At 60.2% G+C, this 25,403-nt stretch carries 22 protein-coding genes and 1 pseudogene; 11 read left to right on the forward strand and 12 right to left on the reverse strand.

What is annotated here, in order from left to right:
* Positions 1 to 106: 106 nt before the first annotated feature.
* Complete coding sequence (locus ACRWA7_RS13530) at positions 107 to 1,009, forward strand: LysR family transcriptional regulator (RefSeq protein ID WP_060817920.1); 903 nt, start codon at positions 107 to 109, stop codon at positions 1,007 to 1,009.
* Between the two features lie 106 nt (positions 1,010 to 1,115).
* Here the strand turns inward: ACRWA7_RS13530 and ACRWA7_RS13535 are convergent, their stop codons facing one another.
* Entirely contained in the window at positions 1,116 to 1,454 is a 339-nt protein-coding gene (locus ACRWA7_RS13535) for a hypothetical protein (protein WP_438391444.1), read from the reverse strand.
* A 458-nt stretch (positions 1,455 to 1,912) separates the two neighbouring features.
* On the opposite strand from ACRWA7_RS13535, the gene ACRWA7_RS13540 reads away from it, so the two are divergent.
* Positions 1,913 to 2,191, forward strand: a complete 279-nt coding sequence (locus ACRWA7_RS13540; RefSeq protein WP_060817921.1) for a hypothetical protein — start codon at positions 1,913 to 1,915, stop codon at positions 2,189 to 2,191.
* A gap of 95 nt (positions 2,192 to 2,286) precedes the next feature.
* Here the strand turns inward: ACRWA7_RS13540 and ACRWA7_RS13545 are convergent, their stop codons facing one another.
* Positions 2,287 to 3,177, reverse strand: a complete 891-nt coding sequence (locus ACRWA7_RS13545) for a LysR family transcriptional regulator (RefSeq protein ID WP_060817923.1) — start codon at positions 3,175 to 3,177, stop codon at positions 2,287 to 2,289.
* Between the two features lie 95 nt (positions 3,178 to 3,272).
* Between ACRWA7_RS13545 and ACRWA7_RS13550 the strand changes: the two genes are divergently transcribed.
* Genes ACRWA7_RS13550 through leuD form a run of 3 tightly spaced genes read left to right on the forward strand, consistent with a single transcriptional unit; the run spans position 3,273 to position 6,187 of the window.
* On the forward strand, positions 3,273 to 4,151 hold the full coding sequence (locus ACRWA7_RS13550; protein ID WP_438391445.1) for an alpha/beta fold hydrolase: 879 nt from the start codon (positions 3,273 to 3,275) through the stop codon (positions 4,149 to 4,151).
* Positions 4,152 to 4,155: 4 nt separating this feature from the next.
* Positions 4,156 to 5,577 carry a 3-isopropylmalate dehydratase large subunit gene (gene leuC / locus ACRWA7_RS13555; RefSeq protein WP_438391446.1) on the forward strand — a complete coding sequence of 474 codons (1,422 nt, stop codon included), beginning with the start codon at positions 4,156 to 4,158 and terminating at the stop codon, positions 5,575 to 5,577.
* Complete coding sequence (gene leuD, locus ACRWA7_RS13560; protein WP_438391447.1) at positions 5,570 to 6,187, forward strand: 3-isopropylmalate dehydratase small subunit; 618 nt, start codon at positions 5,570 to 5,572, stop codon at positions 6,185 to 6,187. Before leuC ends, leuD begins: the two co-directional genes overlap by 8 nt.
* Positions 6,188 to 6,265: 78 nt before the next feature.
* On the opposite strand, the gene ACRWA7_RS13565 is transcribed toward leuD, so the two are convergent.
* The 4 genes from ACRWA7_RS13565 to ACRWA7_RS13580 all read right to left on the reverse strand — a co-directional run bounded on the left by ACRWA7_RS13565 (position 6,266) and on the right by ACRWA7_RS13580 (position 12,946).
* Positions 6,266 to 7,129 (reverse strand): MlaA family lipoprotein, encoded by an 864-nt coding sequence (locus ACRWA7_RS13565; RefSeq protein ID WP_060817929.1) that lies wholly within the window; start codon positions 7,127 to 7,129, stop codon positions 6,266 to 6,268.
* Between the two features lie 37 nt (positions 7,130 to 7,166).
* A complete protein-coding gene (locus ACRWA7_RS13570) occupies positions 7,167 to 9,779 on the reverse strand; it encodes an MMPL family transporter (RefSeq protein WP_438391448.1) in 2,613 nt (870 codons plus the stop codon).
* A 217-nt stretch (positions 9,780 to 9,996) separates the two neighbouring features.
* Positions 9,997 to 10,680 (reverse strand): Fe2+-dependent dioxygenase, encoded by a 684-nt coding sequence (locus ACRWA7_RS13575; RefSeq protein ID WP_438391449.1) that lies wholly within the window; start codon positions 10,678 to 10,680, stop codon positions 9,997 to 9,999.
* Between the two features lie 37 nt (positions 10,681 to 10,717).
* Positions 10,718 to 12,946, reverse strand: coding sequence for a TonB-dependent receptor (locus tag ACRWA7_RS13580; protein ID WP_438391450.1), 2,229 nt, complete (start codon positions 12,944 to 12,946; stop codon positions 10,718 to 10,720).
* Between the two features lie 500 nt (positions 12,947 to 13,446).
* On the opposite strand from ACRWA7_RS13580, the gene ACRWA7_RS13585 reads away from it, so the two are divergent.
* The 3 genes and pseudogenes from ACRWA7_RS13585 (at position 13,447) to ACRWA7_RS13595 (ending at position 14,819) form a co-directional block, all read left to right on the forward strand.
* On the forward strand, positions 13,447 to 14,073 hold the full coding sequence (locus ACRWA7_RS13585; RefSeq protein WP_060817935.1) for an MlaC/ttg2D family ABC transporter substrate-binding protein: 627 nt from the start codon (positions 13,447 to 13,449) through the stop codon (positions 14,071 to 14,073).
* A gap of 117 nt (positions 14,074 to 14,190) precedes the next feature.
* A pseudogene (locus ACRWA7_RS13590) lies at positions 14,191 to 14,427 on the forward strand (type II toxin-antitoxin system Phd/YefM family antitoxin).
* Positions 14,424 to 14,819 carry a type II toxin-antitoxin system VapC family toxin gene (locus ACRWA7_RS13595; protein ID WP_060817938.1) on the forward strand — a complete coding sequence of 132 codons (396 nt, stop codon included), beginning with the start codon at positions 14,424 to 14,426 and terminating at the stop codon, positions 14,817 to 14,819. Before ACRWA7_RS13590 ends, ACRWA7_RS13595 begins: the two are co-directional and overlap by 4 nt.
* Before the next feature lie 79 nt (positions 14,820 to 14,898).
* Here the strand turns inward: ACRWA7_RS13595 and ACRWA7_RS13600 are convergent, their stop codons facing one another.
* From ACRWA7_RS13600 to ACRWA7_RS13615, 4 genes are all read right to left on the reverse strand, one after another.
* A complete protein-coding gene (locus ACRWA7_RS13600; protein WP_060817940.1) occupies positions 14,899 to 15,150 on the reverse strand; it encodes a hypothetical protein in 252 nt (83 codons plus the stop codon).
* 180 nt (positions 15,151 to 15,330) lie between these two features.
* On the reverse strand, positions 15,331 to 16,488 hold the full coding sequence (hpnH, locus tag ACRWA7_RS13605; RefSeq protein WP_060817942.1) for an adenosyl-hopene transferase HpnH: 1,158 nt from the start codon (positions 16,486 to 16,488) through the stop codon (positions 15,331 to 15,333).
* Between the two features lie 13 nt (positions 16,489 to 16,501).
* Complete coding sequence (gene ispH / locus ACRWA7_RS13610; protein WP_438391451.1) at positions 16,502 to 17,470, reverse strand: 4-hydroxy-3-methylbut-2-enyl diphosphate reductase; 969 nt, start codon at positions 17,468 to 17,470, stop codon at positions 16,502 to 16,504.
* Positions 17,471 to 17,704: 234 nt separating this feature from the next.
* Positions 17,705 to 18,043, reverse strand: a complete 339-nt coding sequence (locus ACRWA7_RS13615; RefSeq protein WP_438391452.1) for a hypothetical protein — start codon at positions 18,041 to 18,043, stop codon at positions 17,705 to 17,707.
* Positions 18,044 to 18,269: 226 nt separating this feature from the next.
* Between ACRWA7_RS13615 and ACRWA7_RS13620 the strand changes: the two genes are divergently transcribed.
* The gene (locus ACRWA7_RS13620; RefSeq protein WP_438391453.1) at positions 18,270 to 19,457 is read left to right on the forward strand and encodes a glycosyltransferase; all 1,188 of its coding nucleotides are present in this window, start codon (positions 18,270 to 18,272) and stop codon (positions 19,455 to 19,457) included.
* Between the two features lie 47 nt (positions 19,458 to 19,504).
* On the opposite strand, the gene ACRWA7_RS13625 is transcribed toward ACRWA7_RS13620, so the two are convergent.
* Together ACRWA7_RS13625 and hpnA are read right to left on the reverse strand one after the other, a co-directional pair.
* Entirely contained in the window at positions 19,505 to 20,002 is a 498-nt protein-coding gene (locus ACRWA7_RS13625; protein ID WP_060817945.1) for a hypothetical protein, read from the reverse strand.
* A 125-nt stretch (positions 20,003 to 20,127) separates the two neighbouring features.
* Positions 20,128 to 21,156 carry a hopanoid-associated sugar epimerase gene (hpnA, locus tag ACRWA7_RS13630; protein ID WP_438391454.1) on the reverse strand — a complete coding sequence of 343 codons (1,029 nt, stop codon included), beginning with the start codon at positions 21,154 to 21,156 and terminating at the stop codon, positions 20,128 to 20,130.
* Between the two features lie 157 nt (positions 21,157 to 21,313).
* Between hpnA and ACRWA7_RS13635 the strand changes: the two genes are divergently transcribed.
* Positions 21,314 to 24,547, forward strand: a complete 3,234-nt coding sequence (locus ACRWA7_RS13635; RefSeq protein WP_438391455.1) for a response regulator — start codon at positions 21,314 to 21,316, stop codon at positions 24,545 to 24,547.
* A gap of 11 nt (positions 24,548 to 24,558) precedes the next feature.
* A complete protein-coding gene (locus ACRWA7_RS13640; protein WP_060817949.1) occupies positions 24,559 to 25,401 on the forward strand; it encodes a CheR family methyltransferase in 843 nt (280 codons plus the stop codon).
* Positions 25,402 to 25,403 lie beyond the last annotated feature (2 nt).

The following is a 25,403-nucleotide window of genomic DNA, read 5'->3' on the forward strand; positions in this document are numbered from 1 at the left end:
GTACGGTAGTTCGAAAGGGATTCAAGACGTCCTTTGAACCAAAGATAGCAGCATGCTTTTTGCAATAGAATGGGCAATTCCACAACCGCGCTGTGCAAAAATCCCCATGCGAAAATTCGATTGGGATGCGCTCCAGGCCTTCCTCGCGATCGCCCGCGCAGGACGCCTGACTATCGCGGCGCAGCAAATGGGCGTGGATCATTCCACCCTCAGCAGACGGGTTGCATCGCTTGAAGCGAGCATTGGCGTGCAGTTGTTCGAGCGCAGTTCAGTTGGTTTTCTACTGACGCCAGAAGGCGAGCGCCTGATGACCGACGCCGAGGCCATGGAAAGCCTTGCAATGCGCATCAACGCGCGTCTTGACGATCCATCCGGCGGTTTGACCGGCACTGTCCGAGTGGGAACGCCGGAAGGTTTCGGCACATATTTTTTGGCGCCAAGGCTCGCCAGACTCACGGCGGCGCATCCCGATCTCGAGATCGAACTGGTCGCAAATCCGCGCATGTTCAGCCTGTCCAAGCGTGAAGCCGATATTGCGGTGACCATGACGCGTCCGACTCGCGGCCGCGTTTATGCGCACCGGCTCAACGACTATGCGCTGGGTGTGTTTGCATCGCGGCAATATGTCGATTCACATGCGCCCATCAATACGTTTCAGGACATTTTCAAGCACCGCTGGATCGGATATATAGACGACCTGATGTGGAGCACGGAGCTCGATTACCTGTCGCAGATCTCGACGGCGCTGATGCCCACGGTGCGCATCTCGAATGTGATCAGCCAGGCGGCGGCTGTGAGCGGTGGCGCGGGAATTGGCGTGCTGCCATGTTTTATTGCGCGCAACGAACCGGCGCTTGTGCGCATATTGCCTGACGAAATCGCACTTAGCCGTTCCTATTGGCTCGTTTCGCATGCCGATACGCGCGATATCGCCCGAGTGAAGTTGCTCACCGATTTCATTCGGACCGAATGCGGTAATTCCGAGGCGTTCTGGAACCGATGGCCGTGACCTTTTTTATTTCACGCGATCAATCGCCACGCGGATTGCCTTTCTTCGCCGCCGGCGCTCGCGTTGTTGTTACCAGGCAGGCCTTTCAAACAACGCGGGCGACCCATCATTCCTTTCCCTGAGGTTCCAGCGGCTTATGCTGTTCTTTACCTGAACCCGGGAAGAATTTGTCCCAGACCGCTCTCACCCCTTCAGCAGCAACCACTTCCGCGCTGATGTTTTCTGTCTCTTCAGCGGCGCCCGGATCAGCCGCGAGCCCGCGCCAGTGCGTAAAAACCAGCAGCGGTTTCTCCGTCCACTCATCGGCGCCAAACTTCGCAAACGCCGTTGCGCCGCTGGCAAGCTGCACTTCGTACCAGCCGTCGCGCACGGGTGCGTAGTCGCTCAACGGAAACCATTCGGTCGGTTCGATTTTCACAAAGTCCCCCATCAGTCGTTTGGACATCGCGGCGGATATCGATACCCTGATGCCTGCGTGTCCGGTTATCCAGAATAAGGTGTCCGTTGCGGACGCCACCGTTCCAGTTTCGCAAAACGTCAAAGCCAGCATACGCCAAGATAAAAAAGCACCGCACGAGATTCAACCTCCTTGCATGTACTTTCTCGCAAAAGAAAGCCGAGCTATTTTTTCTCGCGTTGCAATAAATCCGGTGCTCATTCGTCTTTAACTACAGCAAACGCACCGCGATTAACGAAGCGCATCCTGAATATGCACCAAATTGCACCGAAACGACCGCGAAAGCGCCGCAAATCATATGCAAACTTATTAAGAAATTTCGAAATAGGGCAAATCCTGATGACCCGTTTTTTATGTTTATCGATAATGCCTAAACACAAATTTATATCCGGACCGGTCCCGACGCTTGGGGCGGGTGGAATGGTGAACTGAGAGAGGAGTCCGACATGCGCGACGGCGAGATCGCTTATAGGAACGTTGTCCTGATTCCCTTGGCTGCTTACGACGACGGCACGTACGCCGCTATGCTGATCGTCAGGGAGTCCGACGGCCTTCAGCGCGCGAGCGGCATTCTGGGACACTTTGCATGTGCGCTGGACGCGCGAAAATTCGCGCTTGCCCATGGCATGAACGAGATCGACGCGCGGCGGCATGCGCATCCCGATCCGGCAAAAGTCGACGAATGGAATGCCCATGCTCAGCCCGCTTTCGAGCGGGCTGCATAAATGGTGCGCGTTCGAACTGCATTCCAGCGGGACTTCATAAGTGGAGTTCCGCTAATTTATTTGAATAAATGCGGCGCAATGAATAAAACCAAGGCTTAATTTCTCCGCAACTCTTCACCCAGGAATTCCACAAACGTTCTCAGCTTCGCGGACAACTGATGCCGTTCCAAGTAAACGGCGTGAATATCCGCATTAGGCAGCGCCCAGTCCTTCAGCAATTCCACGAGTTTTCCATCCCGCACCAGCGCTTCCGTCTCCCATTGCGAGCGCACGGCAATGCCTCGGCCATCGAGCGCCCATTCGAGCACCGTACTGCCGTCGTTACTGCTTAACGGACCGTCGACCTTGATCGTCTCCGCTTTTTTCCCGCGCGTGAAGTGCCACGTCCCGTAAGCCGATTCGTTCTCCCGAAGCACCAGACATGCATGCCGCGTCAGATCGTTCGGCGTCGCGGGCACGCCGAACGCCGCCACGTATTCCGGCGATGCACACACCACCCGCCGATTCTTCAGGAGCATTCGCGCGTTGATTCGCGCATCGGGGACATCGCCGAAACGAATCCCCAGATCGAATCCTTCTTCCTGCAAGTTCACTGGCCTGTCCGACAAGTGCAATTGAATCTTGATCGCCGGATAGTGCGCGATGAACTTCGATACCGCCGGGGCCACGCGTCTGCGCCCAAATCCAAACGATGCATTCACGCGCAACAACCCCGCTGGTTCTCCACGGCTTTTCGTGACGAGTTGCTCCAGTTCGGCGAGTTCATCGAGGATGCGCGAGCCGTTCGCCAGATACAGCTCGCCTTCGGGCGTCAGGCTGACGCGCCGCGTCGTCCGGTTCAAAAGCCGCACGCCCAGCCGCCGCTCCAGTTGCGCCAGACGCTTGCTGATGGATGGCGGCGTCACGCCCAGATCCCGCGCCGCCGCCGCCAGATTGCGATGCCGCGCCACGAGCGTAAACAGGTTGAGATCGGAAAAACCGTCCATCGGATTCATTCCTGAAAGTTAAGTCTGGATTGCCTGAATAGAAACTGTATCGTTCAGCGCATCAATTAAACTTTATAAAACTGCTGGAGACAACGATGTTCGAAGATTTCAAGGATGCATCTGCGACGGTCGAGGGAATCAGGATCAAGGCCATAACCGGTGGCGCTGGTCCAGCGCTGCTCCTGTTGCACGGCCATCCGCAAACGCACGCGATCTGGCATAAGGTTGCGCCGGCTCTGGCCCAACATTTCACGCTGGTCGCCGCGGACCTTCGCGGTTACGGCGAGAGCGGCAAGCCGCAAGGCCTGCCGGATCACAGCAACTACTCGAAGCGCCGCATGGCGCAGGACCAGGTGGACCTGATGCGCACGCTGGGCCACGACTCGTTCGCCGTTCTGGGCCACGATCGAGGCGGCCGCGTCGCGGTGCGCATGGCGCTCGATCACCCCGGCGTGGTCACGAAACTGGTCACGCTGGACGTTGCGCCAACATTGGCGATGTACGAAAAAACCTCGTTCGAATTTGCTCGCGCCTACTGGCACTGGTTCTTTCTCGTGCGTCCCGCGCCGTTCCCCGAAACGCTGATCAACGCCGACGCCGACCTTTATCTCAAGCAGACCATTGGCGCACGCAGCGCGGGCCTGAAGCCATTCGCGCCCGAGGCATACGCGCACTACCTGCGTTGCCTGCGGAGTCCCGGCACGGCGCACGGCATCTGCGAGGATTACCGCGCAAGCGTGACCATCGACCTCGAACACGACCGCGAGACGCTCGCAAACGGGGAGAAAATCGCCTGCGAATTCCTGGCGCTCTGGGGCGCGGAAGGCGTGATCGAAACGTGCTTCGATCCGATCGCCGAGTGGCGGCAGTATTCCCGCAACGTCACCGGCCACGCGCTGCCGTGCGGCCATTACATTCCCGAAGAAGCGCCCGAGGCGTTGATCGAATGCGTCTTGCCGTTTCTTGAGGCCTGAGATCATGCCGATCGCCACGACCTTCTATAAAAAGCTTGTCGACTCGCATACGGTTTCGCGTATCGATGAACAGAACGTCCTGCTCTACGTCGATTTGCACTTGATGAACGAATACACGAGTCCGCAAGCGTTCAGCGCTCTCGCCGATAAAAACCGTCCCGTGCGCCGACCGAATCAGCAGCTTGCCGTTGTGAGCCACATCATTCCCACGCACGCCGAATCGCCGCGCGTGATTCGCGACGCCGCGTCGCTGCTGCAAGCCGATAACCTCGCGCGCAATTGCAATCAAGCCGGCATACGCCTGTTCGCCGCGAACGATCCGCTGCAGGGCATTGAACACATCGTCGCGCCGGAACTGGGCCTGATCCGCCCGGGCATGGCCGTTCTTTGCGGCGATAGCCATACGACGACCTACGGCGCGCTCGGTGCGCTGGGGTTTGGTATTGGCACGTCCGAGGTCGAGCACGTGCTTGCAACGCAAACGCTCGTGTATCGCGTAGCGCGAACCATGCGTATTACGGTCGATGGCGCGTTGCCTTACGGCACGTCATCGAAGGACTTGATCATCTGGATCATCAGCCAGATCGGCGCTCAGGGCGCGCGCGGCTACGCCGTTGAATTCGCGGGATCGGCCGTGACGTCGCTTTCGGCCGAAGCGCGCATGACCTTGTGCAACATGACCGTGGAAGCGGGCGCCCGGGCGGCGCTGATCGCGCCGGATCAGACCACGTTCGACTATGTCCGCGCCCACGCGAAGACGCTCGACGACACCGCGTGGTGCGCCGCGCTCGCGGACTGGACGCAACTCAAGTCGGACGAGGACGCAACTTTCGATGCCGAATACCGTTTCGACGCGAGCGACATCGCGCCCTTCGTCACGTGGGGCACGAGCCCGGATCAGGCAATGCGCGTGGACGCGCTCGTTCCCGACGCCGCGTCGCAGGCCACGCCCGAAGCCGCTGCCGCATTGCGCCGCGCGCTGGACTATACCGGCCTCGAATCGAACCAGCCAATAGCCGGAACGCCAATCGACCGCGTGTTTATTGGCTCGTGCACGAATGGGCGGATCGAGGATTTGCGCATCGTGGCCGGGATTGTTCGTGGCCGGAAGGTCGCTCAAGGCGTGCGCGCGATGGTCGTGCCGGGTTCGGGATCGGTGCGCCGGCAGGCGGAGGCAGAAGGTATCGCGCAGACGTTGAAGAACGCGGGTTTCGAATGGCGCGAACCGGGATGCTCCATGTGCCTTGCGATGAACGACGACTTCCTGCAAGCCGGCGAACGCTGCGCGTCGACCACGAATCGCAACTTCGAAGGGCGTCAGGGACGCGGCGGCCTCACGCATTTGATGAGTCCCGCGATGGCCGCCGCGGCCGCGTTGACCGGCAAGATCACCGATGTCCGCACGCTGGAGAACCGCCATGTCTAAGCTAAGCGTCATTGAAGGGAGCGCGGCGCCGTTGCCTATCGAAAATCTGGATACCGATCAGATCATGCCGAAGCAATTTCTTCGGATTATCGATAAAGCGGGTTTGAGCCAGGGCCTTCTATACGATCTTCGCTTCGATGAGCACGGCGAGCCGCTCGACGCTTGCGTGCTGAATCAGGCGCAGTACAAAGCCGCGCGCATCCTGATTGGCGGCTCGAATTTCGGGTGTGGATCGAGTCGCGAGCACGCGGTGTGGGGCCTTCAGCAATATGGTTTCGATGCCGTCATTGCGCCGAGTTTCGCCGAAATCTTCTACTCGAACGCGATGAACAATCGCCTGCTGCTCGTGCAACTGGACCGGGAAGCGGTAGATATCCTGCTGCGTGATTCGGTGGGCGATCCGGCATCGATCATCAGGATCGATCTTGAAGCGCAAACCGTGACATCCGGAACCAGCGGCAAGGTTTTCAGCTTTCCGCTGGGCGCGCGGCATAAACGCATGGTGATCGAGGGCATGGACACAATCGACCTGACGCTCGCGCAACGCGCCGATATTGAAGCATTCGAAAAGCGCCACTTCGAGCGCTATCCCTGGGCCGCCGTGATGTAGTCCACGCGGCGTCCAAACCTGCTCGCGATACAGCATGACCGTTAAGGTTGGCCGTATCGCGAGTCCAGCGGCGCAACGCTACTTCGCCGCCGGGTCCGAATAATCCGGCAAGCCTTGCGACTTGCTGCTGCCGCCCGCGCCCGGCTGCGCAGGGGCCGACGTCGCGCTCGCGCCTGCTGCCGGCACGGCGGTCGCGCCGCTTTCGTCCCCGTAATCGGGCAGCGCCGCATTAGCTGCGCCCGTCAGCAAATACTGGCGACGCTGCGTGTAGGCGTCGCGCACGAATGCGTATTTATCCAGCGCCGCTTGCGACAGGATGTCCGTTGCGCCCAGCAAATCGGCACGCGCGCTCATGAAATGCACGCCGAACAGCGCGGCGTTCGCGCCCGCGCTCATATACGTGCCCGGATTGAGCGGATAGCTCGCAATCCAGCTTGTGGAGTCCCGCACTGAACTCGGTCCAAGCAGCGGCAACACAAGATACGGCCCGGACGGCACGCCGTAATGCCCCAGCGTCAAACCGAAATCCTGGTTGTGCTTCGGCAGCCCCGCCGGCGTTGCCCAGTCGATCAGGCCGCCAATCCCGAACGTGGAGTTGAACGCGAAGCGCATCAGGTCCTCGGTCGCGTCCGTGATCCGCAACTGCAGCAGGTTGTTCGCAAAGTTGCCAATATCCCCGATATTCGAGAAGAAATTGCTGATTGCCGTGCGCAGCGGGCTCGGCGTGACCTTCACGTAACCCGTGGCGATGGGGCGTGCGACGTATTTGTCGGCGGCGTCGTTGAACTTGAAAATCTGGCGGTTCATCGGCTCGAGCGGATCGCCCGGTTTTCGGTCGGGACCGGTCGCGCAGCCTGCCAGCATCAATGCGGCAGCGAGCGCCGCACCGCCCGAAAGGGCGCGCAGGTTGCGGGTGGCGCGTGGCGTGATTGCCATCGTCATGAGTCGTTTCCTTGGATCTTGCTGGTGATCGTACGAATTAATGAGTGTCGGCGGTCTTGCGCTGCACCCGGGGTTTGCCCATTAGAACCGGCTGAAATACCACTGCGCCAATCAGCGTTGTGAACAACGCCAGAACCAGCAGCCGACCCATGCTCGACGTGCCCGGATGATGCGAAAACCACAAACTGCCGAACGCCGTTGCTGTGGTCGCGGCGCTGAACATCACGGCGTGCGTGAGGCTGGAATGCAGCAATCCGGTCTGCCCGGAGCGCCACGCCATCACGAAGTAGATCTTGAACGCCACGCCAATACCCAGCATCAGCGGCAACGCAATGATGTTCGCAAAGTTCAGCGGCATGTTGAACACGACGCACAACTCCAGCGTGACCACGGCGGAGACCAGCAAAGGTATCAAAGTTCTGAAAACATCGCCCACTCGACGCAACGTGATCCACAGCAAAATGGTGATTGCGATCAGGGACAGCGCCGCCGCCTGCTCGAAGGCCTTGATGATGGTATTGGCCGAATGCAGCACGGAAATCGGGCCGCCGATTGCGTTCGGTTCCGCTTTTTGCACGGCGTCGGCGAAGCGGGCGAGCATCTCGTCGTCGTCGCGGTTCTTGCCTTCCAGCGCTTTTGGCGATGCCTCCACGAGTGCGTGGCCGTCGGCGGCGAGCCAGCCGTCGGTCATCGATTTGGGCAGCGAAGCCTGCGTGACAAGCGACGGCTGCAGCAGCGAACGCATCTGGCCGAGCGCGATGCGCAGCGGATCGGACATCGCGTGTTCGGCGCGATCGCGCGTGGCGGCATCGGCGGCGGCGAGCTTTTTCAGCGTCGCGGCGAGATGGCGCGCTTCGTTTTCGCCCGCGCCGGGATGTTCGTCGGCGGCGAGTTCGAGGGAGTTCGCAAGGCGCTTGAGCGTCGCGATGCGAACCGCGTCGCTGGCCGGTTGCGCGACGCGCTGGTTCAACGCCGGCAGAAGCTGTGCCGCCGCGGCCGAAATCAACTCGATTTTTTTCGGCTGGTCGGCGGGAATCAGCGAGGACAGCGTTGTGGCGCGCTCGACTTCCGGCAATCTGGCGAGCTTCGCCGCGATCCTGTCGGCTTCCGCAAGCGATGGCGCCAGCACTTTTACATCGTTTACAGCAGCTTCGGGTGCGTCTTTCAGCGAGATCAGCGTGGCCATGGACTCGGTTTTCGGGTCCTTCAGGTTCAGCGGATTGAAGTCGAAGCGCAGATGCATCAAAAGCGGCAGCGCGCCAATCACGACGATCAACGTGCCAATCAGCACCGGCTTGCGATTGCGCGCGAGGTATTCGTCGACTGGCGCGAGCTTCGGAAAGCCCGGCGAGCCCGCTTCGCCCGGCGGCCCGAACACCTTGATCAGCGCGGGCAGCAGCGTCATGTTGGTGAAATACGCGACCAGCATGCCGACGCCCGCGATCTGCCCGAGTTCCGACACGCCACGGTACGCGGTCGGCAGGAACGAGAAGAAACTCGCGGCGGTGGCGGCGGCGGCGAGCGTGAGCGGCACGCCGACGTGCCGCGCGGTGCTGACGAGCGCGACGTCGAGCCGGTCGTCCTTGAAGCGTTCCTCGCGATACCGCACGCCGAACTGAATCCCGAAATCCACGCCGAGCCCGACGAACAGCACCATGAACGCGACTGAAATCAGGTTGAGCGCGTGGACCATGATGAGGCCGAGCGCGGCCGTGACCGCGAGCCCGACAAACAACGTGATGAACACGGCGACGATCATCCTGCCCGAGCGCAGCGCGAGCCAGAGAATCACCAGCACGACGATAAACGTCAGGACGCCGTTCAGCACCGCGCCATCTTTGAGCGATGCGAATTCTTCGTCGGAGAGAGGCTGTTCGCCCGTAAGACGCACGACCGCGCCGTATTTCTCCTGGATTTTCAGCGCGTTTGCCGTTGCACGGATCGCGTTCGAACCGCTCGCGCCGGGTTCCAGCGCGTTGTAGTCCACGACCGGCTGCACCGTGACGAACGCGCGCGCGGGCTGGGTTGCGGCGGTATCGACGAGATTGCGCCACGAGAACACGGCCGGCTGGTTCGCCACGACCTTATCCAGCACGCCGGCGCTTTGTCCCAGCAGCTTCGACATTTGTCCGAGCGTCACCTGGCCGAGCTGCAACGGGAGGTTGAGGCTGGTATTGAGCGTTCCGGCCAGGCCCGTCAGCGTGGGATCGTGCGCCAGCGCGTTGATCAGTGGGCGCGCCTTGACGAGTTGCTGGGTGGTGTCGGCGACTTTATCGGCAGAAAGATACAGCAGGCCGTTGTGCTCGAAGAACTCGCCGCCCGATGGTTGCGAGACGGCCGTGAATTTTTTCGTGTCCTGGGCGAGCGCCGCCGCAAGTTCGCTGGCGGCGGCATCGGCGAATTCCGGCGCCTGCGCTTCGACCACGACCAGCACCGTGGAACCCCGTTGCGGAAACGCGGCGTCAATGGCGTGACTGCGCGCCGCCCACTCGGGTTCTGTCTCGATGAGCTGGCTGATGTCCGTGCTGATCTTGAAGTGGTGCAGCACGTAATAGCCGCTCAAAATGGCAGCCAGCAGCGATAAAACGATAATCCACGCCGGCCGGCGGATGGACAAGGTGACGAGACGCGCAATAAGAGGCGTGAGCATGAAGACGAGTGCCTCGGAGGGCTTGTTCGGTGTTTTTTGGGGGAAAAGTGCGAAAGCCGGCGTTCAGGCGGCCTTGGGCGACGCGTGAGTATACCGGTCGCAATAAGCGGGCAGCAGGGAAGCGGCCCGTGCGGGTGATTTGCGTGTCTTTCCGACGACTACAGTTAATGACAGAAAGTAGCGGCGGATTGAATGAGCGTGTGGTTCCGGACTGGGTTCAGGTCTCGCTCCAAAGCCTCAATAAATTGTGATAACACCCGACAAGCGTGCGCCTGGCGGAGTCATCGGCGTTTTCGGCGTTGAGCCTTTGAATTGCCGTGTCCATATCGAATAGCAAGCTGCGACGCGTGTCGTCGCGAACCAGGCTTTGCGCCCAGAAGAAGCTCCCCACGCGCATCCCGCGCGTCACTGGCCGGACCTGATGCAGGCTCGTCGCCGGATACACAATCGCGGCTCCCGCCGGCAGCTTCACTTCCTGCACGCCATACGTGTCCTCGATAATCAGCTCGCCGCCGTCGTATTCGTCCGGCGGCGTGAGGAAAAGCGTTATCGATACATCCGTGCGCACCCGCGTGCCATGTCCCGGCACGAGGCGAATGGCGCCATCGACATGACTGCCGAAGTGCATGCCGCCTTCATAGCGGTTGAAAAGCGGCGGATAAACCTTGTTCGGCAGCACTGCGCTGATAAATAACGGATGTCGTTCGAGCGACGCAAGAATCGCGTCGCCGAGTTCGAATGCAATCGGCGACTCCTGCGCGATCTGCTGGTTGCGCTTGACCGGCGCACCCTGGTAGCCAGCCGTCGCGCGGCCGTCCACCCAGGCGTCCGATGCATCGAGCCGCTGGCGCATCGCGGCGGCGTCCTCGGGACTGAGGACATCGGGTATTGAAAGGATCATGATTGATGTGCAGCGCCGCCGCGCTCGGCCAGTAAAGTCAATAGAACCGATAGTTTAGCGTTGCCAGGAACGTGCGCCCGTAACCTGGCACCGCGCGCCCGCCGTCCGACGGAATCAGTGCATCGTAATAATGCTTGTTGGTCAGGTTCTGCACGTTCAACTGGATGTCGTAGTGCTTCTGGTGGTAGGCCGCCATTGCGTCCCAGCGCGTGTACGCGGGCACCTGCACGAAGTCGTTGCTGGCCGCGTATCGTGCCGACGTGTACACCGGACCGCCGCCGAACGTCCATTGCGGCGTGAGGTCGTAGGTGGTCCACAGCGTGATCATGTTGCGCGGCGTGTTGGCGAGCGTCTTGCCGTTCGTGTTGTCGAGTGCCTTCACAACCTCGCCATCCATGTAGGTATAGCCGCCGAACACCTGCCATTTATTCGTGATGTGACCGGCGAGACCGAGTTGATAACCACGCACGCGCACGTCGCCGTCGAGCGTGTAGCTGCCGTCGGTCTGAAGCGTGCGGGCATTGGTTTTGTCGATATTGAACAGCGACTGCGTCACCGACAAACCGCCGTTGAGCAAATCCCATTTCGTGCCGATCTCATACGAGCGGTTCGATTCCGGCGGGATGTTCTGCTGGTTGTTCGTAAGCGTCAGCGCTTCCAGCGACGGGTTGAACGACGTGCCGTACGAGACGTAGTACGACTGCCAGTCGGTCGGCTGGAAAATGATCCCGCCGCGCACGCTCGTGAAGAAGTTGGTCTGCGTGGCATACGAAGGCGCGTTGAGCGTATTCTTGATCGACGCTTCATAACGGTCCCAGCGCACGCCGCCCACGACCTTCCAGTACTGGCCGATCGAGACCGTGTCGTTGGCGAAAATGCCAATGCCGTTCGCACTCGATTCCACCAGATTGGTTGCGACTTCCTGCGTGTTCGCCGGCCGCGTGGTGTATTGCGGATTGAGCAGCGGCACGATGGCGATGGTGTTCGACGGCAAGCCCGGCGCGGTCGCGGTGAACGACTGGTTGCTATAGGTCTCGTGGCTCAGGTCAACGCCCGCGATCACCTCGTGCTTGAGGAATCCGGTGTTGAACTTGTAGTCGATATCGGTGGTGTTGTAGATCGAATGATCGTTGATGTTGCGGTCCTTGCCTTGCAGCCTCACAAACAGCGACGACAGCGGCAGCGACGTGAAATTGCCGTTCGCGAGCGCCGGTGAATTTCCAGCCGGACCGGTCAGCACGGCGGCTGCGTTTGTGGCTATGGCGTCGGTGCTGTAGTGACTGAACTGCGTCTGGTTGCGCAGCGTGAGGTCATCGCTGAAACGATGCTTGATCCGCGCCGAAACCGTCTGCACATCCTGGATCGTGCGGTCGCCCACGAAACCGTAAAATTGGCTCTTGCTCACCGGCGCAGGCGCACCGTTCACCGGCGGAATGCCGTAGTCGGGCTGGTCGCGGTTATGCTCGATCAACGCGGAGAGCGTGACTTCGGTCGGTGTGCCGATACCGAAAGTCGCCGTCGGCGCGAAGCCGTAGTCCTTGCTTTTCATCACGTCGCGCGTCGAGCCGAGGTCCTGGCCGAACGCGTTCAGGCGTATTGCCGACGTGCTGGAAAGCGGCTGGTTGATGTCGAAGCTCCCGCGATACCGGTCGCTCGTGCCGACCATCGCGGACACGGACGCGTGCGCTTTCAGTTCCGCCTGCTTGCTCACCTGGTTGATCACGCCGCCCGTTGAACCGCGGCCAAAATAAAGCGATGACGGGCCGTACAGCACGTCGATGGATTCAAGATCGAACGTGTCCCGATAGTACTGGCCGCGGTCGCGGAAGCCATCGAGATAAATGTCCGTGCGCGCCGAGAAACCGCGCAAGTTGATGTTATTGCCGATCTGACCGCCTTCCGCCGCACCGATCGTCACGCCGGGCACGTTGCGCAGCGCGTCGGAGAAAGAAGTGACGGCCTGCGATTGCAGTACGGACTTGGGAACGACCACGGCTGCCTGCGGAATATCGCGCAAAGCGGTGGGCACTTTTGCGCCGACGCTCGATTTGTCGGGCTGGAAATCGTTCGACGTATCCGCCTGGCCGGTCACGCGAACAGCAGGCAGTGTGGCGTTTTCCGCGGGTGTCACCGCTTCGGTTTGTGCTTGCCCGGGTGCTTGAACCTGGGTAGTCGGCGCGGTTTGCGCGTAAGCGTAAAGCGGCGCGGCAGCAGGTACGGCCACGAAACTCATGATCGCGGCAGCAAGCGGTGTCTTCCTCAACATGTGCATCCCCGGTACTAAATGGTTAATGGCCGCGTTTGGGGCGCGAGCCGTGAATGGAAGGTCGCGAAAAACGCGCGACGCGTTTATGACGGGTTTGAGTGTGCAAGCAGTGGCCGGCGGGCATCTCGCGTTTGCGATGGATGTCACCCGGACTGCTGGTTGTGTAAATGCGAATCGATATCATTACACAGGTAACAATAGTTTTCAATTAAATAAAATGAACTTAACGAGCACCAGACGAACAAAGCGCCCTTGTTGAAAAGGGCGCAGTTTTGTCTGGAGAGATGTGGAAGAAACGTGATTGCGGCAAGTGTCGAGGGCGAACCGCGGATCCTCGATGAACTGTCATGCAAGACTCCGGTCGATATACTGACGACGCATGCTTCGATCCCTTTTTAGCGCTGTGGATCTGAGCATGTGCAGAAATCGTCGCGAGCGGCGCGCAAGCATCGTTCGATGCCGGCTAGCAGCCGTCTTCCATTACTTGAACTTTCGGTCGTATGAAACGCTATTTGCCTGCCCGTATTGTCTTTGTCGCCCTGGCTTTTTCGGCGACGCTTTTTTCCAGCGCATCGTTCGCGCAAACAAGTCCCGACGCCGTGGTGAAAGGCGCCGTGGAGGGAACGGTCAATGCGATGAAGGCCGATCCGCAAGCGCGCGGCGGCGACATGGCCAAGATCACGCAACTGGTCCAGACCCGTTTCGTGCCTGCTACGGACTTCCAGCGCACCACGCGCATTGCCGTCGGCAAGGCGTGGAGCACGGCGACGCCGGAACAACAGCAGCAGCTTTACGATCAATTTCAGACGTTGCTGGTGCGCACATACACATCGTCGCTCTCGCAATTGCGCGACGAAGATGTGAAGTTCAAGTTTGATTCCCCCACGCTTGATGCAGGCGGCAAGGATGCTGTCGTCCAGTCGCATGTTTATTCGACGGGCGGGGACAATCCGGTGCGGTATCGGCTGCAGAAGACTGCGGATGGCTGGAAGATCTACGACATCGACATGATGGGCGCGTGGCTGATTCAGGTCTATCAGACTCAGTTCGCCGGCCAGTTGCAAAAGGGCGGCGTGGATGGATTGATCAAGTTCCTGACCGCGCACAACGCCCGGACAGCGGAATAAGAACTTGCGAGTGGACGTAAAAAAAACGCAGCCGGCGGAAGCCGGCTGCGTTTTTTTGTTGGTCAGATCGCCACTTCAGCGCTCTGATGACCATAGACATATGACCAGGGGCATAAAATGCCGAATCGGCACGTATCGAAATCGGAGTTCAAGGCAAAAGCGCTCGAACTTTTCCGCTAGGTCGAATCCTCGGGAGATCGGCTGATTGTGACGAACCACGGTCGTCCAACCCTTGAGGTGCGTCCCTACCGCGATGATGCTCAAGGTCCACTCGAAATTCTTCGTGGCTCGCATTTGCGTTATGAGAATCCAACGGACCCGGTCGGTGAGGATGATTGGGAGGCCGTTAAGTGATTGGCCTGGATACGCACACGCTGGTTTGGTGGGTGACCAGCGATGCCTCACTGAGCAAAAAAGCCAAGTTGGTGATCGAACGAGAGCACGCAGGAGAGGAAATCGTCGTATCTGCAATTTCCGCATGGGAAATCGCGATGCTGGTTGAGCGAGAAACGCTTGCGTTTTCCATGGATGTCGAGCAATGGCTTGGACATGTGCAGCAGATTCCCGGAGTCCGGTTTGAGCCAATCGACGTGAATGTTTCCATCAAGTCGGTCAAGTTGCCGGGCGAACTTCACAAGAACCCGGCGGACCGGTTGATCGTGGCGACCGCGGGAAATCTAGCGGCACCTCTGATAACAAAAGGTCTCAGGATCAGAGCGTACGCGCACGTCAAAACAATCTGGTGAGATCGGGTAGTGGGACGGTGGGTACGCCTGGTCCACTGTGTCCCTTGAAACTTTATGCGCAGCAAGTTTCGCCCACCGGTCAGCATTCCGACACAAGCACCATCGCTGCCGACGAAACGTTCTTTGCCGACTTCAGCGCCTTCTCTCTCACTGCGGTCATATCTTCGGTCGTGCTTGAATATCGGAACGAAGCTGGAAGCAACCGATAATCCGCCGCAACTTGTGCGGCCTTCGTCTCGCTGAATCCTGACTTGCGAAGTGTCTTTGCCAGAAGCAGATAATCGTCCAGATCGGCTTTGCCGAGATTGATCATTACGTTGAAGTCGGCCATAGCGTCCTGCTGGTTTACGTGAAACAAGCGATGCTACACGGGCTCGTCAGAAGTGCGTCTTGAAAACAAAACGGGCGGAAAAACGTTGCTCAACGCAACGCCATCCACCCGTCTTGTTTCCCTGCTGCTTCGGTTGCCGCTCAACACATCAGCCGCAAAAACACCGCGTGCCAAAAAAACTCAGGCCGCAGCCGTCGTTGTCTGCTTGCCGCCCTTGTTGGTCTTTGCACGGCCGATTTCTTCCAGCTTGATCTCAACGTGCTTCGAGAATACGTATTCCGCCGGGCGCTGATTGTCCACCGGAAGGTCTTTCGCGTAAGCGCCTTCGGTACGCGGACCGCGCAAGGCAACCCGTGCCGCCTTCAAGGGATGCGCAACAGTGTCCATCACGGCAGTGGCTTCGAAGCCGCAATGCACCATGCAATCGGCGCACTTCTCGTACTTGCCCGTACCGTACTTGTCCCACTCGGTCGTTTCCATCAGCTCCTTGAAGGTCTTTACATAACCTTCGCCGAGCAGATAGCACGGACGCTGCCAGCCGAACACGGTGCGCGCCGGGTTGCCCCAGGGTGTGCATTCGTACGTCTGGTTGCCGGCCAGGAAGTCGAGGAACATGCTCGACTGGCTGAACGACCAGCGCTTGCCGTTGTCGCCACGCTTGAAAATGTCTCGGAACAACGTCTTCGTTTTCTCGCGATTCAGGAAGTGCTGCTGGTCCGGCGCGCGTTCATACGCATAGCCAGGCGACACCGTGATGCCGTCAACGCCCATGGGCCCGAGCGTATCGAAGAAATTCGCGACGCGTTCCGGATCGGCGTCGTTGAACAACGTGCAGTTGATGTTCACGCGAAAACCACGGCGTTTTGCTTCCTTGATCGCCGCGACCGCCTTGTCGTACACGCCGTCTTGCGAGACGGAATGGTCATGCGCCTGTTTGTCGCCGTCGAGGTGGACCGACCAGACGAAATAAGGATTCGGCTCGTAGTCGTCCATCTTCTTTTCCATCAGCAGCGCATTCGTGCACAGGTACACGAACTTCTTGCGCGCGATGATGCCCTTCACGATCTGCGGCATTTCCTTGTGCAAGAGCGGCTCGCCGCCAGCAATGGAGACCACCGGCGCGCCGCATTCGTCGACGGCCGCGAGGCAGTCTTCCATGGAGATGCGCTGATTCAGGATGGGATCCGGATAATCGATCTTGCCGCAGCCATTACACGCGAGGTTGCAGCGAAACAGCGGCTCTAGCATCAGCGCGAGCGGATAACGTTTGTTGCGCATGAAATGCTGGCGCGCGATATATGCGCCAACCCGGACTTTTTGCAGCATCGGAATAGACAATTGCGTGTGCTCCTTAATCTTCGCGAAGGGCGCCGGCGGAAGCCGTTGCCGCTGCAAGCGGCCTGGTCAGCTTCGCGGGGAGTTTGAATTCAACTTTTTCTTCGCGGCCGGACATTGTCGTCACTTCGACAGGGCCCAGCGCGCGCAGTGCATCAATAACGTGTTTGACCATTTCTTCCGGGGCGGACGCGCCCGCCGTGATGCCGACCGCCTGCGCACTCGCAAACCACTCGGCCTTCACTTCCGAACCGTCGGCAACCAGATAACTGGGCACGCCCGTTTCGGCGCCGATCTCACAAAGGCGGTTCGAGTTCGAGCTATTCGTGGCGCCGACCACAAGCAGCACGTCCACTTGCGTGCTGAGTTCGCGGACAGCAGCCTGACGGTTTTGCGTGGCATAGCAAATATCGCGCGTATCCGGACCGACAATATCGCTGAAGCGCCGGTGCAACGCGTCGATAATGCCGCGTGTATCGTCCACGGAAAGCGTGGTTTGCGTGACATAGGCGACGGGTTCGTCGGCGGGCAGCGAGAGCGTGGCGACTTCCGCCTCGCTCTGCACCAATACCACGGTGCCCGGAATCTGGCCGATCGTGCCTTCCACTTCCGGATGCCCTGCATGGCCGATCAGGATCAGCGTGCGGCCTTGCGCGACATATTGCCGGCCTTGCACGTGGACCTTCGTCACGAGCGGACAGGTCGCGTCGAGTACATCCAGGCCGCGTGCCTGTGCGTCCGCTTCCACCGTTTGCGCTACGCCGTGCGCGCTGAAAATGGCGACGGCGCCATGCGGGACTTCGTCGAGTTCCTCGACAAAACGCGCGCCCTTGCTACGAAGATTGTCGACAACATGCCGATTATGAACGATCTCATGGCGCACGTAGACGGGCGCGCCATGTCGTTCCAGAGCACGATCGACAATCTCGATCGCGCGGACCACGCCCGCACAAAAGCCGCGGGGTTGAGCAAGGATAATACGCATATTCGGGCGAACTCCGACTGGCGCGGGTTTCGAATGGAACCGGCAAATGCTTCGATCAAATCCGGTCGATTTGTTGTAAGCAAAATTAAAGCTTCTCCGAAAAGCTTGACGAAACAATTGCCTAAAAATAGACCATTCGTTTCAACTTTAGGGCCGAACTTGACCGTGTATTCTATCGCGTTCGCTTTTTGCATGCTTGTTATGGGGTCGTTCCACTTCCCGTGGCAGGGCGAATTATTTTGTGCGCGGCGAAGCCGGTAAACTGTCGGTCGATATGGGGATCGCCGGATGTCGCGATGTCTTTCCGAAGCCGGATCGCGGAATTGCACCGTGAATACGGTGGCTCAGCCGGTGTAAAGAGGCGGAGAAGGCCTGGTTGCGCGGGTTATTTAAAACCTTTGCGGTGGATTTCCTATTAACGTTTGCCCGCCAGTCATTGATTTTCATCGCGTTTTTCGAATCGCGAGAACCGAGTGGACACTTCTGCCAGTCGTTGCGCATAGCCAACAGAACATGACGTCGAGCACGCGCCTGGCCGCGCGTTGCCATTCTTCGGGTGAATAACACGCGCATTCACTTTGACTCGTGTATCGACGTTGGCCGAACGGCATATCGACACCGAGCGCGGCGACAATGCATGCTTGTGGCTCGACATCCGCTTTGCATTGAGGCTTGCATCGAGCCTTACACCCAAGCCTTAACAAGCGTTTGAGCGTAAAGTTCGCACCGCCGAAGCGCTTCGTGGAAATGCCGGCGCCGTTGTTTAGACCTGTAATAAACCTGTAGAACCGAACTGACGATGCTCCTGATTGCCTGGTTGTCCCTTCTAGTCTGGATTGTCCTGTTGTTTGCCCGTGGCGGTTTTTGGCGTGCGCAAGCCGTCGAACCGCTTAGCGAAAGCACCGTTCACGCGGTGGGACAGGCGGAAATTGCGCGTCGTGGCGCGTGGCCCGCTGTGGTCGCGGTCGTGCCGGCGCGCAACGAGGTCGACGTGATCGGCCGCGCGGTGGCGTCTTTGCTCGCGCAGGACTACGCGGGCTCGTTTCATCTGATCGTGGTCGACGACCACAGTACCGACGGCACGGCCGACGCCGCGCAGGCCGCCGCGCGCGAAGCGGATCTCGAAGACCGCTTGACGGTGCTGACCGCCGCGGCGTTGCCGGCGGGCTGGTCGGGCAAGGTCTGGGCGCAGTCGCAGGGGATTGCGGCTATCGACAAGCTGGGTTTGCCCGCCGACTATCTTTTGCTCACCGACGCCGATATCCGGCATCCCCCCAACGCCGCGTCGCAGCTCGTGGCGCGCGCGATTCTGGAGGACCGCGATCTCGTGTCGCTGATGGTGCGTCTGCGCTGCGACTCCACGTGGGAAAAAGCGTTGATCCCGGCGTTCGTGTTTTTCTTCGCGAAGCTGTATCCGTTCGCGTGGGTGAACAACGTGCAAAGCCGTACGGCAGGTGCGGCGGGTGGTTGCATGATGGTACGGCGGGCGGCGCTCGTGGAGGCTGGCGGCATTGAATCGATCCGCGGCGAGCTTATCGACGACTGCAGCCTGGCGTCGCGCATCAAGTTTCGCAATGGCGTGAACGCGGCGCGTCCAATTCGTCTTGATCTCGCCGCCAGGAGCGAGTCGTTGCGCCCCTACGACGACTGGCGTGAGGTCTGGAACATGATCGCGCGCACGGCGTTCACCCAGTTGCGCTACTCGGCGCTACTGCTGGTGGGCACGCTGCTCGGCATGTGTGTGATCTATCTTGCGCCGCCTGTCGTCGCACTTTCCATGGGAGCCAAGGGCTGGCCGGCGTGGCTCGCGTGGATCGCAATGTGCTGCGCCTATGCGCCAATGCTGCGTTATTACCGCCGCTCGATTCTATGGGCGCCGCTGTTGCCGCTGGTCGCGCTGTTTTATGTCAGCGCGACAGTGGGATCGGCGGTGCGTTTCTGGAGCGGGAAAGGCGGGCAATGGAAGGCGCGGGTGCAGGCGCCGTGAATGTGCGGCGGCGCGCGGGCCCGGCATACAATCCGGACCCGCGTGAATCAACGCTGGGTCAGCATTGCGTAAAGCTCGATCACCATATCCGGCGAGAACGAGAACGGCACCCAGCCGTGGCCGGTGTGCCGCAATACCAGCAGGCGGTCGCCGTTCGGATAACGCTGCGTGGCCATCACGGGGTTTTTTGTCGCGACGTAACGCCAGCCGGGCGGCAGGCCATTCGGCTGATCGACGCTCATTGACGCGCGCGCGTTCGACAATTCCTCGATCAATTGCGACACGCCTTCTGGACTCAATGCCACCGTCTTCCCGCCGATGGTCATCTCGATCACGTTCTGCTCGGGACGCGAGACGTTCAGCGTGGGCTTTTCGTCGGCTGCGGGCACGTCATGCGCGCCGTCACCGGAGGCTGATGCGGCAGTGGAATCAGCGACGGTATCATCGGGAACAAAATCAGTAACAGGATCAGAAGCGGAAGCTGCAGCCAGAATCAGTTCATCGAGACTTGATTCCAGCGCGCCGAGCTGGTCGGTTAGGTTCATGCGGTGTATGCCTTTTCTCGCCTTGCATCGAACCCGCGATTTTAACTGCTGCATCCCCCGCGTCGCGCCACGTGTTGTAACAAAATGCGTGTTGGCGCACCAGGAATGGGGCCAACGCAACACCGTCAACGCGTCAGATAACCGTTTTCGCGGAACCAGTCGAGTGCGTGGCTCAAGCCTTCGCCGTAGGGCCGCGCGCGGTATCCAAGTTCGCGCTCGGCTTTCGCCGACGTGAAATACATCTTGTTTCTGGACATCCGTAATCCGTCGATAGTGACAAACGGCTCCTTGCCGCTGAACTTGGCAAATAGTTCCGCGCCGGCCGCGAGCGGATAGAGCGGGCCGCGCGGCAACTTGATGGTCGGCGGCTTGCGCCCGGCCAGTCCGGCTATATCGGCGAGCATTTGCTGCAGGGTCAAATTTTCTCCGCCCAGAATGTAGCGCTCGCCGATCACGCCGCGTTCAAGCGCGAGAAGATGGCCGTTCGCCACGTCGTCCACATGCACGAGGTTCAGGCCGGTATCGACGAAAGCCGGGATCTTGCCCGTCGCCGCCTCCACGATGATCCGTCCGGTCGGCGTCGGCTTGACGTCGCGCGGGCCGATCGGCGTGGACGGATTCACGATCACCGCCGGCAAGCCGTCATTCGCGACCATGCGTTCCACCGCGCGCTCGGCGAGCACCTTGCTGCGCTTGTACGCGCCAATGGTCTGATGGGCCTGCGCAGGCTTGGTTTCATCGACGATATCGCCTGACGGATTCACCTTGAGCGTCGCGACGCTGCTGGTGTACACGACACGCTCTACGCCTTCGGCGAGCGCCGCGCGCATGGTGGCTTCGGTTCCCTCCAGGTTCGCGCGCTCGATCTCGCCGGGGTCGCGCGCCCAGATCCGATAGTCGGCGGCCACGTGCAGCAGATAGCGCACGCCTTTCATGGCGGCACGCATGGATGCTTCGTCGCGCATGTCGCCGATCACGACTTCGGCGTCGAGCCCTTCGAGGTTCTGCCGGGAACTGGTCTTGCGTATGACAACGCGCACGTCCAGGCCGCGTTCCCGGGCAAGGCGCGCGACCGCTGACCCCACGAATCCGGATGCACCAGTGACAAGCACGCGTCCACTGCAACCATGTGAAAGGTCGATCGGGTCAGTCATTTTTTCCTCTTTCTGGCTTGCGAAGGTAACAGTTGCGCATCTCTCGAAGCGTCTCAATCAGCCCTGAACCCATATGTGACAAGGGCTGGCGGGTCGTGCTATGGTCCGGTGCTGCCTTTTCGGCGCCTGACAAAATTTCAACAACATTCACTCGCCAATGTTCATAGACAGCCGAAACCGATCCACATGGCTCTACTTCGCGATCATCCTGATCCTGATGGTCGTGTTCGCAATCGACTGGCTCACGCCGCTCAGGATCGCCATCTGGGTCTTCTACATGCTGCCGGTCGCGCTGTGCATGTGGGTCGATCGGCCGAGTGTGCCGTTTCTGACTGCCGGCGCGGCGTCGGTGCTGACCGTGCTGGGTTTTTACCTGACGACCGGCGACGCGATCGCAAGTACATTCGTGCTGCAGATCAACCGGGTCATTGGCGTGATCGTGATGTTCGTGCTCGCGGGCGTGGGGCATCTCTATATCAAAACCCGGCTGAACCTGCAACGCAGCGCGTGGCTGAAGCAGGGCGAAGTCGAGATCGGATTGCAGATGCGCGGCGATCTCACCCCCGCTGCCATTGGCGAAGGCATCCTTCGTTCGCTCGTGCCTTACGTGGGTGCGCGCGTGGGCGTGCTGTACGGGCGCAAGGGCGACGCGCTGGAACGCATCGCGGCGTGGGCGCTGCCCGCAGACAGCAATGTGCCGCAGCGGATCACGCGAGGACAGGGACTGACCGGACAAGTGCTCGATGAAAAGCGGATCATCGAAGTGGCGGGGGCGTCGTCGGGATTCCTGAAGGTCGGTTCGGCGCTCGGTTCGGCGGCGGCGAGCCATTGCGTCGTTGCGCCCATGATTGCGGACGGCGAGGTGACCGGAGTGCTGGAACTGGGGTTTATCGGCGATGAAAATGCATTTTCCGATACCCGCGAACTGCTCGAAAACGCATCGGAGGCGATGGGCATGGCGTTGCGCTCGGCGCAATATCGGGCGCGCATGGTCGAATTGCTCGAAGAGACGCAGCGGCAGAGCGAGGAATTGCAGGTTCAGCAAGAAGAGTTGCGGGTATCGAATGAAGAGCTCGAGGAGCGCGGCCGCGCGTTGATGGAAACGCAGGCGCGCCTGGAAACGCAGCAGGCCGATCTCGAGCAGTCCAACGTGCGCCTGGAAGAGTACACACACAGTCTCGAGCGGCAGAAGGCGGAACTCTTGCGGGCGCAAAAGGAGCTGGAGGCGAACGCGCAGGCGCTGGAACGCGCGAGCCAGTACAAGTCCGAGTTCCTCGCGAACATGTCGCACGAATTGCGCACGCCGCTCAACAGTTCGCTGATTCTTGCCAAGCTGCTGCAGGACAACAAGCACGGCAACCTCACCGACGAACAAGTGCGCTACGCCGCGACCATCCATTCATCGAATAGCGACTTGCTGTCGCTGATCAACGACATCCTGGATTTGTCGAAGGTGGAAGCGGGGCAAATGGACGTGCAATTCGCGCCGGTCGCCATCGACGGAATGCTGCAGTCCTTGCGTCAGTCCTTTGCGCCCGTTGCCGACTCGAAGGGACTCAAGCTCGTGACGGAGCGCGGCGAGGGCGTGCCGGAGTACTTTGTCACGGACAATCAACGGCTGCAGCAAGTGCTGCGCAACCTGCTTTCGAATGCGTTCAAGTTTACCGAGCAAGGGCAGGTGACGGTATCGGTGCAAATGGCGGATAACGCTGAAAACACGGTGCGTTTCGATGTGCGCGATACGGGCATTGGCATTGCCCGCGACAAGCAGGACCTGATCTTCCAGGCATTCCAGCAAGCCGATGGCACGACCAGCCGCAAGTACGGCGGCAGCGGCCTGGGGTTGTCGATATCGCGGGAATTCTCGCGGCTGCTTGGCGGTTCGGTGAGCGTTGCGAGCGAGCCGGGCAAGGGCAGCGTCTTTTCGGTCACGCTGCCGTTGAGCGTTCGCGAAGGCACGGTGACGGCCAAGCTGGACGCAACCGGTCATGCGGGCGAACTCGTGGAAGCCGGGGCGCTGGTTGAAGGGCAAGAAGCGCAAGGTGCACAAGAAGCGCGGGAAGCGCGCGAAGCGCCGGTGCAAAGCCATGCGCCCGCACATCTCGTGGCGCAGGCTGCATCGAGCATACCGGACCCCGCGTCGTGGCGCGCGACGGTTGCGAGCCATCACGTGCCGCAACCCATTGCCGATGACCGCGCCAATCGCAAGCGCCCGAATCGCGTGATTCTCGCGATTGAAGACGACTTGCGTTTCGCGCATATCCTCCACGACCTCGCGCACGAACTCGAATTCGACTTCGTGCACGCAACTACCGCGACGCACGGCGTGGAACTTGCCCGGGAACTGCAGCCGAACGGCATCCTGCTCGATGTCGGCCTGCCTGACCAGTCGGGCCTGACCGTGCTCGAATGGCTCAAGCATGATCCATTGACGCGTCACATTCCCATCCACATCGTTTCGTCGACGGACCATGCCGACGTCGCACTGCATCTCGGCGCTATCGGCTATACGCTCAAGCCTAGCGCGCGCGAGACGCTCGCGGGCGCGATCCGCAAGCTCGAAGCGCGCTCGGCGCAAGGTATGCGGCGCGTGCTGGTGGTCGAGGACGATCCCACCTTGCGCCAGAGCATTCACGCGTTGCTGCAAAGCGCGACCGTGGAGATCGTGGAAGCGGGAACGATCGCGGAAGCCATGGAGCAAATCGATCGCGGCACCTTCGATTGCATCGTGATGGATCTGGCGTTGCCCGACGGCTCGGGCTATGACCTGCTGGAACGCGTATCGACGGCGAAGGAACATGCGTCGCCGCCGGTGATCGTGTACACGGGGCGCGTGTTGTCGCCCGACGAAGAACAGCGCCTGCGCCGCTATTCCAAGTCGATCATCATCAAGGGCGCAAAGTCGCCGGAACGTCTGGTCGATGAAGTCACACTGTTCCTGCACAGCGTTGAAAGCGCGCTGCCGCCCGAACAGCAGCGCATGCTGCGCGCGGCGCGCCAGCGCGACGACGTGTTCGAAGGCCGCACCATCCTGCTTGCCGAAGACGATGTCCGCAATATTTTCGCGCTGTCGCACGTGATCGAGCCGCTCGGCGCCAGGCTCGAAATCGCGCGCAATGGCCGCGAGGCGCTGGAGGCGCTGGCGCGTCATCCGGACGTCGATCTGGTGTTGATGGACATCATGATGCCGGAAATGGACGGTTTCACCGCGATGACCGAGATCCGCAAGAACCCGGAACATGCGCGCCTGCCGATCATCGCGCTGACCGCGAAAGCCATGGCGAGCGACCGCCAGAAGTGCCTTGAAGCGGGCGCGGACGATTACATTTCGAAGCCTATCGATGTCGACAAGCTAGTGTCGCTGTGTCGCGTCTGGCTGCGGCAACGGTAGACGGAGCGATCATGCCGCATCGGAACCCGAGAAACGCGGACGAAGCCATTTTCGACATCGAGTTGAAACTGCTGCTCGAAGCCGTGTATCTGAAATACCAGCACGATTTCCGCCATTATTCGGTGAGTTCGCTGCGCCGCCGCCTTGGACAGGCGCTGACCGACCTGGGATACCCGACGCTGTCGCAATTGCAGGAGCGCATTCTGCGCGATCCCACGCTGTTCTCGCGCTTGTTCCAGTACCTCACGGTGCAGGTGAGCGAGATGTTTCGCGATCCGGCGTATTTCCGCTCGATTCGCGAACAGGTCGTGCCCATCCTGCAAACGTATCCGTCCATCAAGGTCTGGGTTGCGGGCTGCAGCACCGGCGAAGAACTTTGGTCGCTCGCCATTTTGTTCGCGGAAGAAAATATCGCGGACCGTACCGTTTTATATGCCACCGACATCAACGCCGGCGCGCTGCGCCAAGCTGAAAGCGGCATTTATCCGCTGGATCGGCTGGCGAGTTTCAGCCAGAATTACCTGGCGGCGGGCGGCAAGCGTTCGTTGTCGGACTATTATCACGCGGCTTACGGCGCGGCGAAATTCTCGCAGACGCTCAAGTCGCGCGTGGTCTTCGCCGACCACAGCCTCGCGACCGACAGCGTGTTCCTGGAAGCACACCTTGTGTCATGCCGTAACGTGCTGATCTATTTCGATCGTGCGCTGCAGGACCGCGCGCTGGGCCTTTTCAACGATTCGCTGGTGCGGCGTGGTTTTCTGGGCCTGGGCAGCAAGGAAAGCATCCGCTTTTCGAAACATGCAGACAGTTTCTCCGATTTCGATGCGCGTGAGCGCCTGTACCAGAAGGTCTGACG

Source organism: Caballeronia sp. DA-9, from assembly GCF_051615025.1.
GTDB lineage: Bacteria > Pseudomonadota > Gammaproteobacteria > Burkholderiales > Burkholderiaceae > Caballeronia > Caballeronia sordidicola.

Bases quoted from the DNA above. Each gene is read 5' to 3' on its own strand.
- ACRWA7_RS13550 (WP_438391445.1), top strand. From the start codon at position 3,273: ATGTTCGAAGATTTCAAGGATGCATCTGCGACGGTCGAGGGAATCAGG.
- ACRWA7_RS13575 (WP_438391449.1), bottom strand. From the start codon at position 10,680: ATGATCCTTTCAATACCCGATGTCCTCAGTCCCGAGGACGCCGCCGCG.
- ACRWA7_RS13545 (WP_060817923.1), bottom strand. From the start codon at position 3,177: ATGGACGGTTTTTCCGATCTCAACCTGTTTACGCTCGTGGCGCGGCAT.
- ACRWA7_RS13535 (WP_438391444.1), bottom strand. From the start codon at position 1,454: ATGTCCAAACGACTGATGGGGGACTTTGTGAAAATCGAACCGACCGAA.
- leuC (WP_438391446.1), top strand. From the start codon at position 4,156: ATGCCGATCGCCACGACCTTCTATAAAAAGCTTGTCGACTCGCATACG.
- ACRWA7_RS13565 (WP_060817929.1), bottom strand. From the start codon at position 7,129: ATGACGATGGCAATCACGCCACGCGCCACCCGCAACCTGCGCGCCCTT.
- ACRWA7_RS13635 (WP_438391455.1), top strand. From the start codon at position 21,314: ATGTTCATAGACAGCCGAAACCGATCCACATGGCTCTACTTCGCGATC.
- ACRWA7_RS13615 (WP_438391452.1), bottom strand. From the start codon at position 18,043: ATGCGCGTGTTATTCACCCGAAGAATGGCAACGCGCGGCCAGGCGCGT.
- ACRWA7_RS13625 (WP_060817945.1), bottom strand. From the start codon at position 20,002: ATGAACCTAACCGACCAGCTCGGCGCGCTGGAATCAAGTCTCGATGAA.
- leuD (WP_438391447.1), top strand. From the start codon at position 5,570: ATGTCTAAGCTAAGCGTCATTGAAGGGAGCGCGGCGCCGTTGCCTATC.
- ispH (WP_438391451.1), bottom strand. From the start codon at position 17,470: ATGCGTATTATCCTTGCTCAACCCCGCGGCTTTTGTGCGGGCGTGGTC.
- hpnA (WP_438391454.1), bottom strand. From the start codon at position 21,156: ATGACTGACCCGATCGACCTTTCACATGGTTGCAGTGGACGCGTGCTT.
- ACRWA7_RS13530 (WP_060817920.1), top strand. From the start codon at position 107: ATGCGAAAATTCGATTGGGATGCGCTCCAGGCCTTCCTCGCGATCGCC.
- ACRWA7_RS13585 (WP_060817935.1), top strand. From the start codon at position 13,447: ATGAAACGCTATTTGCCTGCCCGTATTGTCTTTGTCGCCCTGGCTTTT.
- ACRWA7_RS13640 (WP_060817949.1), top strand. From the start codon at position 24,559: ATGCCGCATCGGAACCCGAGAAACGCGGACGAAGCCATTTTCGACATC.
- ACRWA7_RS13570 (WP_438391448.1), bottom strand. From the start codon at position 9,779: ATGCTCACGCCTCTTATTGCGCGTCTCGTCACCTTGTCCATCCGCCGG.
- ACRWA7_RS13620 (WP_438391453.1), top strand. From the start codon at position 18,270: ATGCTCCTGATTGCCTGGTTGTCCCTTCTAGTCTGGATTGTCCTGTTG.
- ACRWA7_RS13600 (WP_060817940.1), bottom strand. From the start codon at position 15,150: ATGGCCGACTTCAACGTAATGATCAATCTCGGCAAAGCCGATCTGGAC.
- ACRWA7_RS13580 (WP_438391450.1), bottom strand. From the start codon at position 12,946: ATGTTGAGGAAGACACCGCTTGCTGCCGCGATCATGAGTTTCGTGGCC.
- ACRWA7_RS13540 (WP_060817921.1), top strand. From the start codon at position 1,913: ATGCGCGACGGCGAGATCGCTTATAGGAACGTTGTCCTGATTCCCTTG.